A 13,407-nucleotide genomic window follows, 5' to 3' on the forward strand; every position below is an offset into this window, starting at 1 on the left:
TAGTTCACACGTAAACTAAACCTCGTGAGTGTTGAGTATGGCTATGGCCATACTCAACACTCACGAGCCTTAGACCTTGCGGCGCGGGGACAGGACCGCGTAGATGACCATGCCGACGATCAGGCCGACCACCCAGCTGTAGTCGTAGAACGGCTTGAACAGCGGGATCAGGCCGTCCGCCGGGAACGGGCCGGTGCCCGGAGCCGAGTAGGCGCCGCCCACCGCGAACAGCGCGCCGATCACGGTGGCGGCCACCGCGCGCCAGTTCCAGCCGCCGGTGAACCAGTACCGGCCGGTCGGGCGGTACAGGTCCGCCAGGTCTAGCTGGGTCCTGGCGAGCACCCAGTAGCCGGCCATCAGCACACCGGCCACGGCCGACAGCACGCCGCCGTAGAACCCGAGCCAGGTGAAGATGTAGGTGTGCGGGTCCGAGACCAGCCGCCACGGCTGGATGACGATGCCGATCACGCCGGTCAGCAGGCCGGCCGTGCGGAAGTTCAGCCAGCGCGGCATCGCGTTGGCGAAGTCGTAGGACGGGCTCACCACGTTGGCCGCGACGTTCGCCGAGATCGTCGCGATGACCGCCATGACCAGGCCGATGACGACCGCGACCGGGCTCGAGAACCGGCTGGCCACCTCCACCGGGTCCCAGATCGCCTGGCCGTACAGCACGATCGTGCCCGAGGTGACGACGATGGAGATCATCGAGATGAAGGCCATCGTGGTGGGTAGACCGTAGATCTGGCCGAGGATCTGCTTGCGCTGGCTGCCGCCGAACCGGGTGAAGTCCGGCATGTTGAGCGACAGCGTCGCCCAGAACGCGATCATGCCCATGAGCGAGGGCGCGAACACGGTCCAGAAGTCAGCACCCCAGCCCAGCTTGGACGGCTGGTCGAAGATCGGCCCGAAGCCGCCGATCTTCACCACGATCCAGATGAACAGCGCCAGGAACGCAACCGTCACCAGCGGCGCAGCCCAGTTCTCGAACCGCCGCAGCGCGTCGATGCCACGCCAGATCAGGACCATCTGGATCACCCAGAAGACCCCGAAGGACAGCCACATCGTCCACGGGTGCCCGCCGAACGCCGCCGCTTTCGTCCAGCCGTCGCCGGACAGTTTCCCGATGATGACGAAGATCGCCTGACCGCCGACCCAGGTCTGGATGCCGAACCAGCCGCACGCGATGAACGCACGCAGCAGCGCGGGCAGGTTCGCGCCGCGCAGTCCGTAGAACGCCCTGGCGAACACCGGGAACGGGATGCCGTACTTGGTGCCCGCGTGGCTGTTGAGCAGCATCGGGACCAGCACGATGATGTTCGCCAGGGTGATCGTCAGGAACGCCTGGATCCAGTCCATCCCGAGCGCCACCAGCCCGGAGGCCAGCAGGTAGCTGGGGATGTTGTGCGCCATGCCCATCCACAGCGCCGCGTAGTTGTAGGTCGTCCACTTCCGCTCGGCGAGCGTGGTGGGCAGCAGCTCCTCGTTGGCGAAGCGACTGCCGGCGAACTCGGAACGATCAACCAGGTCCACGCGGCCATCGGCGTCGCGGCTCTGGGCATCTCCTGCTTCTTTGATCACCATGTCAGTGCCTCACTCGGGCTGCTTCCAACGGGGGTTCGTTCAACTCAGAGCGGGAATGATGTGCTCACCGTAGGCGTCGATTGTTTCGTCCTTGGCGTCGTGCATGTCATACACAGCAAACTGATGCACACCGAGTTCCCGCAGCTGCGTGAGCTTCTCGATGTGCGCCTCCACCGGCCCGATCAGGCAGAACCGGTCGACGATGGCGTCCGGCACGAAGTCGGTGCTGGGGTTGCCGGCACGGCCGTGGTGGCTGTAGTCGTAACCCTCACGGCCGGAGATGTACTCGGTGAGCTCGGCCGGCAGGTCGGAGCCCTCGCCGTAGCGGGTGACCAGGTCGGCGACGTGGTTGCCGACCATGCCGCCGAACCAGCGGCACTGGTCGCGCGCGTGCTCGACGTCGTCGGACACATAGGCGGGCGCGGCGACGCAGATGGTGACTGAGTCGGGGTCGCGGCCTGCCGCCGCCGCCGCGTCCCGGACGTGCTTGACCATCCATTCGGTGAGGTACGGATCGGCCAGCTGCAGGATGAATCCGTCGGCCTGTGCACCGGCCATGGCCAGCGCCTTCGGACCGTAGGCACCCATCCAGACCGGCAGCTCGCCGTCGGCGACCCAGGGCAGCCGCACCGCGGTGCCGTCCAGGTCCACCTCGCGGCCCTCGGCCAGCTCCTTGATGACGTGCATCGAACGGCCGAGCGTGGCGAGGGTGTTCGGCTTGCCTCCGGTCACCCGTACCGCCGAGTCGCCCCGTCCGATGCCGCACACGGTCCGGTTGCCGAACATCTGGTTGAGCGTGGCGAAGGTCGACGCGGTGACAGTCCAGTCGCGGGTGGCCGGGTTGGTGACCATCGTCCCGACCTTCAGGTGCGTCGTGTGTTCGAGCACCTGGGAGTAGATGACAAACGGTTCCTGCCAGAGCACGCAGGAGTCGAACGTCCAGCCGTAGGTGAAGCCCTGCTGTTCCGCGCGAACCATCCGCTCGACCACCGAAGAGGCGGGCGGGTCGGTCTGCAGGACGATGCCGAAGTCCATGTCTGGTCCTCTCTGCTAGAGGTAGTCGCAGGTGGAACGGGTCAGATAGTTGCCTCGCCCGGGGCGGCCCGAGTACTGGCCGTCGTGCACGATCACCTCACCGCGGGACAGCACGGTCTGGGCCTTGCCGGTGATGCGCTTGCCCTCGTAGGCCGAGTAGTCGACGTTCATGTGGTGCGTCTCGGCGGAGATGACCTGTTCGGCGGCCGGGTCGTAGACCACGATGTCGGCGTCCGCGCCAGGCATGATCGTGCCCTTGCGCGGGTGCAGGCCGAACATCCTGGCCGGCGCGGTGCTGGCCAGCTCGACCCAGCGGCGCCGGCTGATGTGCCCGTCCAGTACCGCCTGATGCAGCAGGTCGACCCGGTTCTCGACACCCGGCATGCCGTTCGGGATCTTCGAGAAGTCGCCGATGCCCATCTCCTTCTGTCCCTTGAAGCAGAACGGGCAGTGGTCGGTGGACACGACGGACAGGTCGTCGGTGCGCAGCGCGCGCCACAGTGCCGTCTGATGTTCCTTCGGGCGCAGCGGCGTCGAGCACACGTACTTGGCGCCCTCGAAGTCCGGTTCGGCGAGGTTGTCGGTGGACAGGAACAGGTACTGCGGACAGGTCTCGGCGAACACCGACAGGCCGTTGTCCCTGGCCTGGGCGATCTCCGCGACGGCCTCGGCAGCCGAGACGTGCACGATGTACAGCGGCGAGCCGGCGACCCTGGCCAGCTGGATCGCCCGGTGGGTGGCCTCGGCCTCGAGCAGCGCGTGCCGCACGTCGCCGTGGTAGCGCGGGTCCGTCTGGCCCTTCGCCAGCGCCTGTTGCACCAGCAGGTCGATCGCGATGCCGTTCTCCGCGTGCATCATGGTGAGCGCGCCGTTCGCGGTCCCCTGCTGCATCGCGCGCAGGATCTTGGCGTCGTCCGAGTAGAAGACGCCGGGGTAGGCCATGAACATCTTGAAGCTCGTGACACCCTCGCCGACCAGCACGTCCATCTCTTTCATGGACTGCTCGTGCACGTCCGAGATGATCATGTGGAAGCCGTAGTCGATGGCGCAGTTGCCCTGTGCCTTCTCCTGCCAGGCGTCCAGGCCCTCGCGCAGCGAGTGCCCGACGCTCTGGATGGCGAAGTCGATGATCGTCGTGGTGCCGCCCCACGCGGCGGCCGCCGTGCCGGTCTCGAACGTGTCGGCCGCGTACGTGCCGCCGAACGGCATCTCCATGTGGGTGTGCGCGTCGACGCCTCCCGGGATGACGTACTTACCGGTCGCGTCGATCACCTGGTCGGCACTCTCGGCGAGCCCCGAGCCGGGCGCCAGCAGCGCAGCGACCTTCTCACCGTCGACCAGCACATCGGCGACGACCTCGTCCGTCGCCGAGATGACCAGCCCACCTTTGATCAGCGTCGTGCTCATACCGCGCCTCCAGTCGCGTTTTCCCTGGTCACGAGCCGTGAGTGCGGAGTGGTCCCAGAGGACCACTCGCCACTCACGGGGTTCCTCCGGCCTTGCGCAGGGCCTCGACCAGGATCGCGCCGCCTTCCGCCGCTTCCTCGGCCGTCAGCGACAGCGGCGGGGCGATGCGCAGGATGTTGCCGCGCAGACCACCCTTGCCGATCAGCAGACCGCCTTCGCGCGTGTACTCCAGGACGTCGGTGGCCGCCTCGGCACTGGTCAGCTCGATACCGATCATCAGGCCACGGCCGCGAATCTCCTCGACCACCGAGAGCCCCTCGGCCTCGTCGAGCGTCGTGCGCAGCACCTGGCCGATCCGCTTCGCATTGCCCTGAAGGTCGTTGTCGACGGCGTAGCGCAGGTTCGCCAGCGCGCCGGCCATGGTGATCGGGCTACCGCCGAACGTGGAGATCGAGTTGGACGAAACGCTGTCCATGATCTCCGCGCGGGCCACGACACCGCCGATGGACAGACCGTTGCCGATGCCCTTGGCGAATGTCAGCATGTCCGGTTTCGCGCCGTCGACGGCGTGCGCCTGCCAACCCCAGAAGTGCTCGCCGGTGCGGCCCCAGCCGGTCTGGACCTCGTCGGAGATCCACAGGATGCCGTGTCGGTCGAGCACCTTCTTGAACTCGCCGAGCAGCCCGTCCGGCGGCATCGCGAAACCACCGACACCCTGGATCGGCTCGGCGATCAGGCAGGCCACGTTGTCCTTGACCTGGCCGAGCACGTCGTCGAGGTCCGCGAGGCACGCCTCGGTCAGCTCGGCGTCGGACAGCTGCGCGAACGGCGTGCCGCGACGGCGGCTGCCGTGCACGTAGTAGGTCTGCACCGGCGACAGGCTGGTGGGCGACCAGCCGGCGTTGCCGGTGATGGCGACCGAGGAGAACGACCGGCCGTGGTAGCTGTTGCGCAGCGCCAGTACCTGGTTGGACGCGCGGTAGCCGGTCGCCAGCATGAGCGCGGTGTCGTTGGCCTCGGTACCGCTGGCGGTGAAGAAGACCTTCGGGTCATCGATGCCGGACAGCTCGGCGATCTGTTCGGCCAGCTCGACCATCTGCCGGTTCAGATACAGCGTCGAGGTGTGCAGGATCTTCGCGGCCTGCTCGGAGATCGCGGCGGTGACCTCGGGCAGCGCGTGCGCGGTCATCGTGGTGAGGATGCCGCCGAAGAAGTCGAGGTAGCGGTTGCCCTCGGCGTCGAAGACGTGCCGGCCCTCGCCCCGCTCGATGTCGATCGGCTCGGCGTAGTAGGTGGACAGCCAGGACGGCATGACCGCCTGGCGGCGTTTGAACAGCTCGGCGTGGACGCTCATGTGGTTCCCCCTCAGGGTCGGGTCAGCAGGCCGTAGGCGTCCGGGCGGCGGTCCCGGTAGAACGCCCACTGCTGCCGGACCTCGTCGATCAGGTCGAAGTCGAGATCGCGCACGACCAGCTCCTCGGCGTCGCCGCTGGCCACGTCCCCGACGAACTGGCCGCGCGGGTCGACGAAGTAGCTGGTCCCGTAGAAGTCGTTGTCGCCGTACTCCTCGACCCCGACGCGGTTGATCGCGGCGACGAAGTACTCGTTGGCCACGGCGGCGGCCGGCTGCTCGAGCTTCCACAGGTAGGACGACAGGCCGCGGCTGGTCGCCGACGGGTTGTAGACCAGCTGCGCGCCGGCGAGACCGAGCGCGCGCCAGCCCTCCGGGAAGTGCCGGTCGTAGCAGATGTACACGCCGATGCGCCCGACGGCGGTGTCGAACACCGGCCAGCCGAGGTTGCCCGGCTTGAAGTAGTACTTCTCCCAGAAGCCCTTGACCTGCGGGATGTGGTGCTTGCGGTACTTACCGAGGTACCGGCCGTCGGCGTCGATCACGGCGGCGGTGTTGTAGTAGAAGCCCGAGTCCTCGATCTCGTAGATCGGCACGACGATCACCATGCCGAGCTCCTTGGCCAGTGCGCACATCCGCTGCACCGTCGGGCCGTCCGGCACCCGTTCCGCCCAGCGGTAGTGCTCCGCCTCCTGCACCTGGCAGAAGTAGGGAGCGTTGAACACCTCCTGGAAACCGATGACCTTGGCGCCCTGCGCGGCGGCGGCCCGCGCGTACTGCTCGTGCGCGTCCACCATGGAGGCGGCGTCGCCGGTCCACTTGGCCTGCACCAGCGCTGCACGGACGAGATTCGGCATATCAACTCCCCGATCGAGCTACCCGACTAGAGAACAGGGACGATATTGTTTGCGTTGAGCTGTGGCAATGGTCACTTTGTTACAGATCATTCGCGCTCTACTTGCATCGCCGGAAGGGAGTAGTCCGATTCAAGCCGAGGTCGCTCGAATAGCGGCGGCGACGGACGACCACTCCGCCGCCGGCATCGCGGCGGCCGTCAACCGCCTGATCAAGTCCGGTGAGCTGGCCGCCGGGTCGCGTTTGCCCACCGTCCGGGCGCTCGCCTCGGCGCTGGGGATCAGCCCGACCACGGTGAACGAGGCATGGCGCTCGCTGGTCCGGATCGGCTCGGTGCGCACGCACGGCCGCAACGGATCGTTCGTCACCGACGGTCTGCACGCCGGCTGGCCCAGCCGGTTCTGGCGCATCGCCGGGACAGCTGGCGAGTTCGCGATCGACCTGTCGGCCGGCGTGCCGGACCCGGCGCTGTTGCCGCCGCTGCCCGAGCTCACCCCCGGCGGTCGGCGAGGCCCTGGGCTGTCCGGCTACCTCGACCCGCCGGTCCTGCCCCAGTTGGAGAGGATGATCCGTTCGGCGTGGCGCGAGGTGCACGAGCCCGAGCGCGTCACGGTCGTCGACGGGTCGCTGGACGCGGTCGACCGGGTGCTGACCAGCGTCCTGCGCCTCGGCGACCGGGTGCTCGTGGAGAACCCGACGTTCCCGCCGTTCCTGGACATGCTGGAGCTGATCGGCGCGCAGCCGGTCGCGGTCGGCATCGACAGCGAGGGCATGCGTCCCGACGCACTGCGCGACGCGCTCGCGTCGAACCAGCCGACGGTGCTGCTGCTCCAGCCTCGGGCACACAACCCGACCGGCGCCAGCATGAGCCGGGCACGGGCCGCCGATCTCGCCGCGGTGCTACGCGCGGACGCGCCGTCGACGATCGTCGTGGAGGACGACCACGCGGGTCCGGTCGCGGCGGCGGAACCGGTCAGTCTCGCCGCGCACCTGCCCGAACGCACTGTGTCGATCATGAGTTTTTCCAAGGCGTACGGCCCTGACCTACGACTGGCCGCCATCGGCGGACCTGATGAGCTGATCGAGCCGGTCATCGCGCGGCGCAACCTGGGGCCCGCGTGGTCGTCCCGGTTGTTGCAGCAGCTGCTGGCCGACATGCTGTCCGACAGCCGGTGCACCGCCGCGATCGACACCGCGCGCACCGTCTATGCGCAGCGACGTCAGGCGCTGGTGGACGCGCTTGCCGAGCGCGGGATCGAGGTGCTCGCCGGGGACGGGTTCAACCTGTGGCTACCGGTGGCCGGCGAACGGGATGCACTGGTGGTGCTGGCCACGCAAGGGATCGGAGCCGCACCGGGGCGGCCGTTCCTCGCGGCGCCGCTGGACAGCGACTACTTGCGGATCACCACGGCCGGGTTGTCGGTGTCGGACGCGGGTTCGATCGCGGACGCACTGGCATCGGCCGCCCGCAACCGCCCCCACGCCCTCCGCCGCTAAACCCCCTCGTGTCCGAGGCCCGACGGGCTGCACTCCGTCGGTGCGCAGGCCCGTACCCGGCTTAAGCCCGTACCCGACTTAGCCCGTGCCCGGCTCCAAGGCATCTCGGCTTCGCCGTCGACTCGTGAGTGGCAAGGCCGCCTATAGCCGGACTGGACCCTCACGACGGAAAAGCTGTCGTGAGTGCCCACTCCGGCTACGCCTTCGGCGCCCCTTCGGGGTAGACGGCCTTGCCACTCACGATGAGGCTTTGAACTCTGTTGCTATGTATTCCGCCTGACGGATCGCCAGGGTCACGATCGTCATCGTCGGGTTGGCCGCCGCGCCCGTGGTGAACTGGCTGCCGTCGGAGATGAACAGGTTCGGCACGTCGTGGGCCCTGCCGTACCGGTTGACCACGCCGTCGCCGGGGCGCTCGCTCATACGGCAGGTGCCCAGGTTGTGCGTCGACGGGTACGGCGGGGTCTGGATGATCCGCTTCGCCCCGACCGCCTCGTAGACCGCGCGCCCCTGCGCCTTGCCGTGCTCACGCATCGCCACGTCGTTGGGGTGGTCGTCGAAGTGCACGTGCGCGACCGGCAACCCGTGCTGGTCGACAACGCTCGGGTCCAGCGTGATGCGGTTGGTCTCCCTCGGCATGTCCTCGCCGACGACCCACATGCCTGCGGTGTTGTTGTAGTCGTCGAGGTAGGCCGCGAAGTCCGGACCCCAGCCACCCGGCGCGACGAACGAGGAGAAGAACGCCGGACCGAGCGCGATCGTCTCCATGTAGTAGCCGCCGACGAAGCCGCGGTCGGTGTCGAGCCGGGACTCGTCGCAGATGACACCGGCCATCGTCTCGCCCCGGTACATCCGCACCGGCCGGTCGTACTGGCCCCACACGGTCGCGGTCGTGTGCCGCATGTAGTTGCGTCCGACCTGCCCGGAGCTGTTCGCCAAACCATCGGGGAACAGCGCGGATGCGGACAGCAGCAGCAGTCGCGGCGACTCCAGCGAGTTGCCCGCGACGCACACCACCGAGGCCCGCTGACGCTGCAGGTTCCCGTCGCCGTCGACGTAGAGCACGCCGGTCGCGCGGCCCTTGCTGTTGTGCAGGATCTGCGCGACGTGGCTGTTCGGCCGCAGGTCGAGGTTGCCGGTCTTCTCCGCCTTCGGCAGCTCCGCGACCAGCGTCGACCACTTCGAGCCCTGCTTGTCGCCCTGGAAGTTGAACCCGTCCTGCACGGTCGCCGGGCGGCCGTCGTAGGGCTCGGCGTTGGTGGCGTACGGGCCGGTCGCCACCTGGCGGTAACCGATCTTCTTCGCGCCGTTGGCGAACACCTTGTAGTTGTTGTTCGCCGGCAGCGGCGGTCGACCGTGGGTGTGCGTGACACCCATCTTGATCTCGGCCTTGTCGTAGTACGGCTCCAGCTCGCCGAGCGTGATCGGCCAGTCGAGCAGGTTCGTGCCGTCCAACGAGCCGTAGGTCGTCCGGGCACACAGCTCGTGCGGCTTGAACCGGGGGCAGGCACCCGCCCAGTGGGTCGTCGTCCCGCCGACCGCCTTCACGATCCACGCTGGCAGTTCGGGGAAGTCCTTCTGCAGCTGGAACGTGCCGGACGAGGTCCGGCGGTCCAGCCATGCCATCTGGCTGAACGCCTCCCACTCGTCGTTGGTGTAGTCGTCGGCGGTCAGGTGCGGACCGGCCTCGAGCACCACGGTCCGGAAACCGCGCTGGCACAGCTCGTTGGCGAGTGTCCCGCCGCCCGCGCCGGAGCCGACGATCACCACCACGTCTTCGTCGTCGTAGTCGAACCGGGTCATGCCGCACCTTCCTCGAACTCGACAGCGGGATTGGGCAACCAATCCAGGTCGTCGAAGCCCCGGTTCAGGTATCCGCCCTGGCCGAACGAGGCTCCCTCATAACCCAGCAACTCCCACACCTCGTGGTCGTCGTAGAACTTGACCACAGCGGTCCCCAGGATCACCCCGAAGAACGGGGTGTCCTGCACCCCGCGCAGCACGGTCAACGCGGTCTGCGGGTCGAGCTCGGCGAACGGCACGTCACGCAGAACGTTCAGATCCGCCAGGCCCTGGCACAGCTGCGCCAGGGAACGCGGGCTCTGTTCGGCCGCCGCGATCACCTCGTCCGCGGTCCGCTCGTAGGGCCCGTCCGGACACGAGGCATGCGGAAACATCGTTCGGACAACCTGGATCAACGTAGTCCGGTCGACGGTCGACAACAGACTCATGAGCACCCGCCCTTCGCACAACTGACCGCTGGTGATCGCCAGCCTGCTGTGCCCCAGCCCACACCGGAGTCTCATCATGAGACGGGTTGGTTAGCCGTAGATGATGATCAGGTTGTTCCAGGGGTCCCTGACCAGGGCCGCCACCTCGTGGGGGCCCTGTTCGGGGGCGCGGACCACGGTGCCGCCGGCTGCTACAACGGCCTCCACCGCCTGGCCGACGTCGGCGACCTTGACGGAGGCCGACACGATGCCGCCGGTGATGTCGTCCTCCGGGCTGGCCAGCGCGAGGGTCGTGCCGCCCGCGTCGAGCGCCGCGTAACGGTCGCCGTCGGCGAACTTCAGTCCGAAGCCGAACGTGTCGCGGTAGAAGCTGATCGCCGCGCCCACGTCACCGACCGGATGCAGCACGTTCCCGATCTTCGCGGGCTGTTCCTGGTCCGCCATGAATCCAGTATCGCCCCGCTCAGGACCGGGCGCCCACCGGTTCCGCCCGGCGCATCGGTTCCGGCGCGGGGCGAGGCGTCCGCATCCACCGTTTGCCGGTGAGGACCAGACTCAACGGGGTACGGCGCATGATCTCGACGAACGCGAGCGCACCCAGCACCGCGACCGGATACACCGCAAGGCTCGACAACGGCGCCGGCAGGTACGCGGCTGGTGACGTCGGTCCGGCGACGGTCAGCGCCCAGAGGATCGTGGGATGGACCAGGAACACACCGAAGGAACGGTCGGAGGCCCGCTCGACGAACCGGGACAAACGCCCGTCGTCGCGGCGCATCGCCCATCTCACCCCGACGGTGTAGATCGCCGCCACGACGGCGACCGACCAGACGGCGATCACCGGCTGGAAGACGTCGGCCGCGAACTCGGCCGTCGCGCCATGGGTCACCGACCAGATGTAGCGGCCCTCGGCGACGAGCCCGGTGACCACCACCGCGCTCAGCACCCAGCGCCGGTGGGTCACCAGCCAGGCCTCCAGCTGTGCCCGGTGCAGCGCGGCGACACCACCGGCGACCAGGAAGAACTGGTAGCTCAGGAAACACACCCCGGCGTAGGGCAGCACGGCGGCCTTCACCCCGACCGGAGCGGGATCGTGCAACCACAGGTAGGTGAGCGCCTGGAGTACCGCGCTCGTTGCGACCAGCCAGGTGTGGCGCCCCCGCGTGGCCCGCAGCAACCGCTGGAACAGCGGGAAGAGCACATAGAACTGCAACGAGATGAGCAGGAAGTACAGATGGAACCAGGCGGTCCCGGTCGCGATGTTGCGAACCAGGACCCCTAGCTCGGCGGTCGCCGGGACGGGCGCGGTCACCCAGCCGAGCCCGGTGTAGATCACCGACCACACCAGGTACGGAACGCCGACGAGCAGGAACCGGCGTCGCCAGAACGGTCGCGGGCGGACAGGGTCGAGCCGGTAGCGGCTGGTGAGCACGAACGCCGTCAGCACGAAGAAGGCTTCGCGGGTGAAGTGCAGCAGCATGACGGCGCCGTTCCACGGAACGCTGTAGACCGCGTTGACCGTGGAAATCGTGTGCACCGCGATGACACAGCCGAACGTGAGTGCCCGAACCATGTCGACCGGGTAGACGTGATCGGTGGCCGACCTGGCTCGCTGCACGACCTCGGTCACTCAGATCTCCCGGTTCTCCCCGCCGACCGGTCGACAGTACTGAAGCGTCGCGACGGCCGGCACACCGCGGCCATCCAACCCCGAGACAGCCGCACACCCCTTGACCAGCAATTACCGAAATTTCGTCACTCGAAACACGGCGTTGCCTGACATGATCGTCGGTCACGGGATTGAGAACACACTGAGGTTCAGCTATGCGTGAGCCCTGAACGGCCCAATCGGGTCAGGCGCGCCAGCGGGAGAAGCGGCGCTCCACGGCCACCAGAGCCTGGTTGATCACCACCCCCAGCAACGAGATCGTGACGATCCCGGCGTACATCTGGGGGATCTGGAAGTTGAACTGGGACGAGTTGATCAGGTAGCCGAGCCCGGCCTTCGCACCCATCATCTCGGCCGCGACCAGCACCATGATCGACGCGGCGGCCGCGAGCCGGATACCGGTGAACAGCGTCGGCACCGCCGAGGGCAGCACGACCTTCCAGAACAGGCTCGGCGCGGACAGTCCCAGTGACCGGGCGGAACGGATCAGCAAGGGGTCGACGGTGCGGACCGCGCTGACCGTGTTGAGCAGGATCGGCCAGGCGCAGGCGAACAGCACGAGCGACACCTTCGACGTCTCACCGAGACCGAGCAGCAGCACGAACACCGGGAGCAGCGCCAGCGCGGCGGTGTTGCGGAACAACTCCAGCAGCGGTTCGAGCGCCTCGGCGACCGGGCGGTACCAGCCGACCAGGACACCGAGCGGGACCGCGACGAGCACCGCGAGACCGAGCCCGGTCACCGACCTGGCGAGGCTCGCGCCGAGATGCAACGGCAGCTGGCCGTTGCCGACGAGGGTGAACCAGGCAGCCGCTACCTGGCTGAACGGCGGCAGGAAGACCCGGTCGACCAGGCCCGATCTCGGCACCAGCTCCCAGATCAGCAGGAACAGCACGATCGCGGTGCCGCGCCGCAGCAGCCGCCCCGGCCAGCCGGCGCTCGGTGCCGCCCGCGACTCGGTAGGTGTCAGCTCAACCGTGGCGGCCAACACCGACCACCTCCGCGACCTCGCCGCCGCGCAACGCAGTCCACACGCGGTGGCGGTAGCGGGCGAACTCGATGCCCGAACGGGCGTCCTCGTGTTCGCCGCGCGACGGCAGGTCGATGTCGATGATCTCCTGGACCCGGCCCGGGCGCGCACTGAGCACCGCGACCCGTTGTCCCAGGTAGACGGCCTCGTCGATGCCGTGTGTGATGAACACGATCGTCTTGCCGGTGCGCGACCAGATGCGCAGCAGCTCGTCCTGCAGGGTCTCCCGGGTCTGGGCGTCCAGCGCCGCGAACGGTTCGTCCATCAGCAGCACCTCCGGGTCGAACGCGAGGCTGCGGGCGATCGCCACGCGCTGCTTCATGCCCCCGGACAGCTCGTGCGGGTAACGCCGCTCGAACCCGGACAGTCCCACCAGGTCCAGGTACTCCGACGCCAGCCGGGCCCGGACGGACCTGTGTACACCCTTGGCCTCGAGCCCGAACTCGACGTTGCCCCGCGCGGTCCGCCACGGCAGCAGCGCGTACTGCTGGAACACCACACCCCGGTCGAGGCCCGGTCCGGTCACCGGTCGGCCGTCGATCGAGATGGACCCGCCGCTCGGTTTCGTGAGCCCGCCGAGCAGGTCCAGCAGGGTCGACTTGCCGCAGCCGCTCGGTCCGACGACCGCCATCAGCTCGCCCGGCCGGATCTCCAGCGAGATGCCGTCGAGCGCGGTCACCTCGCCGAACTTCTTGGTCACGCCCTCGAGCGCGATGCCACTACTCATGATGTCTCCTCGAACCTGCCCGCG

Annotated in this window: 12 protein-coding genes; 1 reads left to right on the forward strand and 11 read right to left on the reverse strand. The window is 68.1% G+C overall.

From position 1 onward, the window contains the following. Positions 1 to 69 precede the first annotated feature (69 nt). The 5 genes from G406_RS0133700 to G406_RS0133720 all read right to left on the reverse strand — a co-directional run bounded on the left by G406_RS0133700 (position 70) and on the right by G406_RS0133720 (position 6,231). Complete coding sequence (locus G406_RS0133700) at positions 70 to 1,581, reverse strand: NCS1 family nucleobase:cation symporter-1 (protein WP_028937214.1); 1,512 nt, start codon at positions 1,579 to 1,581, stop codon at positions 70 to 72. Positions 1,582 to 1,620: 39 nt separating this feature from the next. Further along, positions 1,621 to 2,616 carry a TIGR03842 family LLM class F420-dependent oxidoreductase gene (locus tag G406_RS0133705; protein WP_028937215.1) on the reverse strand — a complete coding sequence of 332 codons (996 nt, stop codon included), beginning with the start codon at positions 2,614 to 2,616 and terminating at the stop codon, positions 1,621 to 1,623. Positions 2,617 to 2,631: 15 nt separating this feature from the next. Next, positions 2,632 to 4,023: a dihydropyrimidinase gene (gene hydA, locus G406_RS0133710; RefSeq protein ID WP_028937216.1), complete on the reverse strand. Its 1,392-nt coding sequence runs from the start codon at positions 4,021 to 4,023 to the stop codon at positions 2,632 to 2,634. A gap of 73 nt (positions 4,024 to 4,096) precedes the next feature. Further along, complete coding sequence (locus G406_RS0133715; RefSeq protein WP_028937217.1) at positions 4,097 to 5,377, reverse strand: aspartate aminotransferase family protein; 1,281 nt, start codon at positions 5,375 to 5,377, stop codon at positions 4,097 to 4,099. An 11-nt stretch (positions 5,378 to 5,388) separates the two neighbouring features. Beyond that, positions 5,389 to 6,231: a nitrilase-related carbon-nitrogen hydrolase gene (locus G406_RS0133720; RefSeq protein ID WP_028937218.1), complete on the reverse strand. Its 843-nt coding sequence runs from the start codon at positions 6,229 to 6,231 to the stop codon at positions 5,389 to 5,391. A gap of 67 nt (positions 6,232 to 6,298) precedes the next feature. Here G406_RS0133720 and G406_RS0133725 point away from each other — a divergent pair, with 67 nt between their 5' ends. Further along, complete coding sequence (locus G406_RS0133725; RefSeq protein ID WP_084216589.1) at positions 6,299 to 7,726, forward strand: aminotransferase class I/II-fold pyridoxal phosphate-dependent enzyme; 1,428 nt, start codon at positions 6,299 to 6,301, stop codon at positions 7,724 to 7,726. Between the two features lie 237 nt (positions 7,727 to 7,963). On the opposite strand, the gene G406_RS0133730 is transcribed toward G406_RS0133725, so the two are convergent. The 6 genes from G406_RS0133730 to G406_RS0133755 all read right to left on the reverse strand — a co-directional run bounded on the left by G406_RS0133730 (position 7,964) and on the right by G406_RS0133755 (position 13,383). Next, positions 7,964 to 9,529, reverse strand: coding sequence for a GMC family oxidoreductase (locus G406_RS0133730; RefSeq protein WP_028937220.1), 1,566 nt, complete (start codon positions 9,527 to 9,529; stop codon positions 7,964 to 7,966). Continuing rightward, the gene (locus G406_RS51615; protein WP_037080351.1) at positions 9,526 to 9,957 is read right to left on the reverse strand and encodes a hypothetical protein; all 432 of its coding nucleotides are present in this window, start codon (positions 9,955 to 9,957) and stop codon (positions 9,526 to 9,528) included. Before G406_RS51615 ends, G406_RS0133730 begins: the two co-directional genes overlap by 4 nt. 90 nt (positions 9,958 to 10,047) lie before the next feature. Beyond that, positions 10,048 to 10,401 (reverse strand): VOC family protein, encoded by a 354-nt coding sequence (locus G406_RS0133740; protein WP_028937221.1) that lies wholly within the window; start codon positions 10,399 to 10,401, stop codon positions 10,048 to 10,050. Between the two features lie 19 nt (positions 10,402 to 10,420). Further along, positions 10,421 to 11,587: an acyltransferase gene (locus G406_RS51620; RefSeq protein WP_051343068.1), complete on the reverse strand. Its 1,167-nt coding sequence runs from the start codon at positions 11,585 to 11,587 to the stop codon at positions 10,421 to 10,423. 223 nt (positions 11,588 to 11,810) lie between these two features. Beyond that, positions 11,811 to 12,614 carry an ABC transporter permease gene (locus G406_RS51625; protein WP_084216643.1) on the reverse strand — a complete coding sequence of 268 codons (804 nt, stop codon included), beginning with the start codon at positions 12,612 to 12,614 and terminating at the stop codon, positions 11,811 to 11,813. Continuing rightward, positions 12,598 to 13,383 carry an ABC transporter ATP-binding protein gene (locus G406_RS0133755; protein WP_037080122.1) on the reverse strand — a complete coding sequence of 262 codons (786 nt, stop codon included), beginning with the start codon at positions 13,381 to 13,383 and terminating at the stop codon, positions 12,598 to 12,600. Before G406_RS0133755 ends, G406_RS51625 begins: the two co-directional genes overlap by 17 nt. Between the last annotated feature and the right edge of the window lie 24 nt (positions 13,384 to 13,407).

Source organism: Actinospineispora spinosispora DSM 44797, assembly GCF_000429025.1.
Taxonomy (GTDB): Bacteria; Actinomycetota; Actinomycetes; order Mycobacteriales; family Pseudonocardiaceae; genus Pseudonocardia; species Pseudonocardia spinosispora.

What these genes read in the sequence shown, in the direction of transcription:
- G406_RS0133705 (WP_028937215.1), bottom strand. Translation starts at nt 2,616, where the DNA reads ATGGACTTCGGCATCGTCCTGCAGACCGACCCGCCCGCCTCTTCGGTG.
- G406_RS51615 (WP_037080351.1), bottom strand. Translation starts at nt 9,957, where the DNA reads ATGAGTCTGTTGTCGACCGTCGACCGGACTACGTTGATCCAGGTTGTC.
- G406_RS0133730 (WP_028937220.1), bottom strand. Translation starts at nt 9,529, where the DNA reads ATGACCCGGTTCGACTACGACGACGAAGACGTGGTGGTGATCGTCGGC.
- G406_RS0133755 (WP_037080122.1), bottom strand. Translation starts at nt 13,383, where the DNA reads ATGAGTAGTGGCATCGCGCTCGAGGGCGTGACCAAGAAGTTCGGCGAG.
- G406_RS0133740 (WP_028937221.1), bottom strand. Translation starts at nt 10,401, where the DNA reads ATGGCGGACCAGGAACAGCCCGCGAAGATCGGGAACGTGCTGCATCCG.
- G406_RS0133720 (WP_028937218.1), bottom strand. Translation starts at nt 6,231, where the DNA reads ATGCCGAATCTCGTCCGTGCAGCGCTGGTGCAGGCCAAGTGGACCGGC.
- G406_RS0133715 (WP_028937217.1), bottom strand. Translation starts at nt 5,377, where the DNA reads ATGAGCGTCCACGCCGAGCTGTTCAAACGCCGCCAGGCGGTCATGCCG.
- G406_RS0133700 (WP_028937214.1), bottom strand. Translation starts at nt 1,581, where the DNA reads ATGGTGATCAAAGAAGCAGGAGATGCCCAGAGCCGCGACGCCGATGGC.
- G406_RS0133725 (WP_084216589.1), top strand. Translation starts at nt 6,299, where the DNA reads ATGGTCACTTTGTTACAGATCATTCGCGCTCTACTTGCATCGCCGGAA.
- hydA (WP_028937216.1), bottom strand. Translation starts at nt 4,023, where the DNA reads ATGAGCACGACGCTGATCAAAGGTGGGCTGGTCATCTCGGCGACGGAC.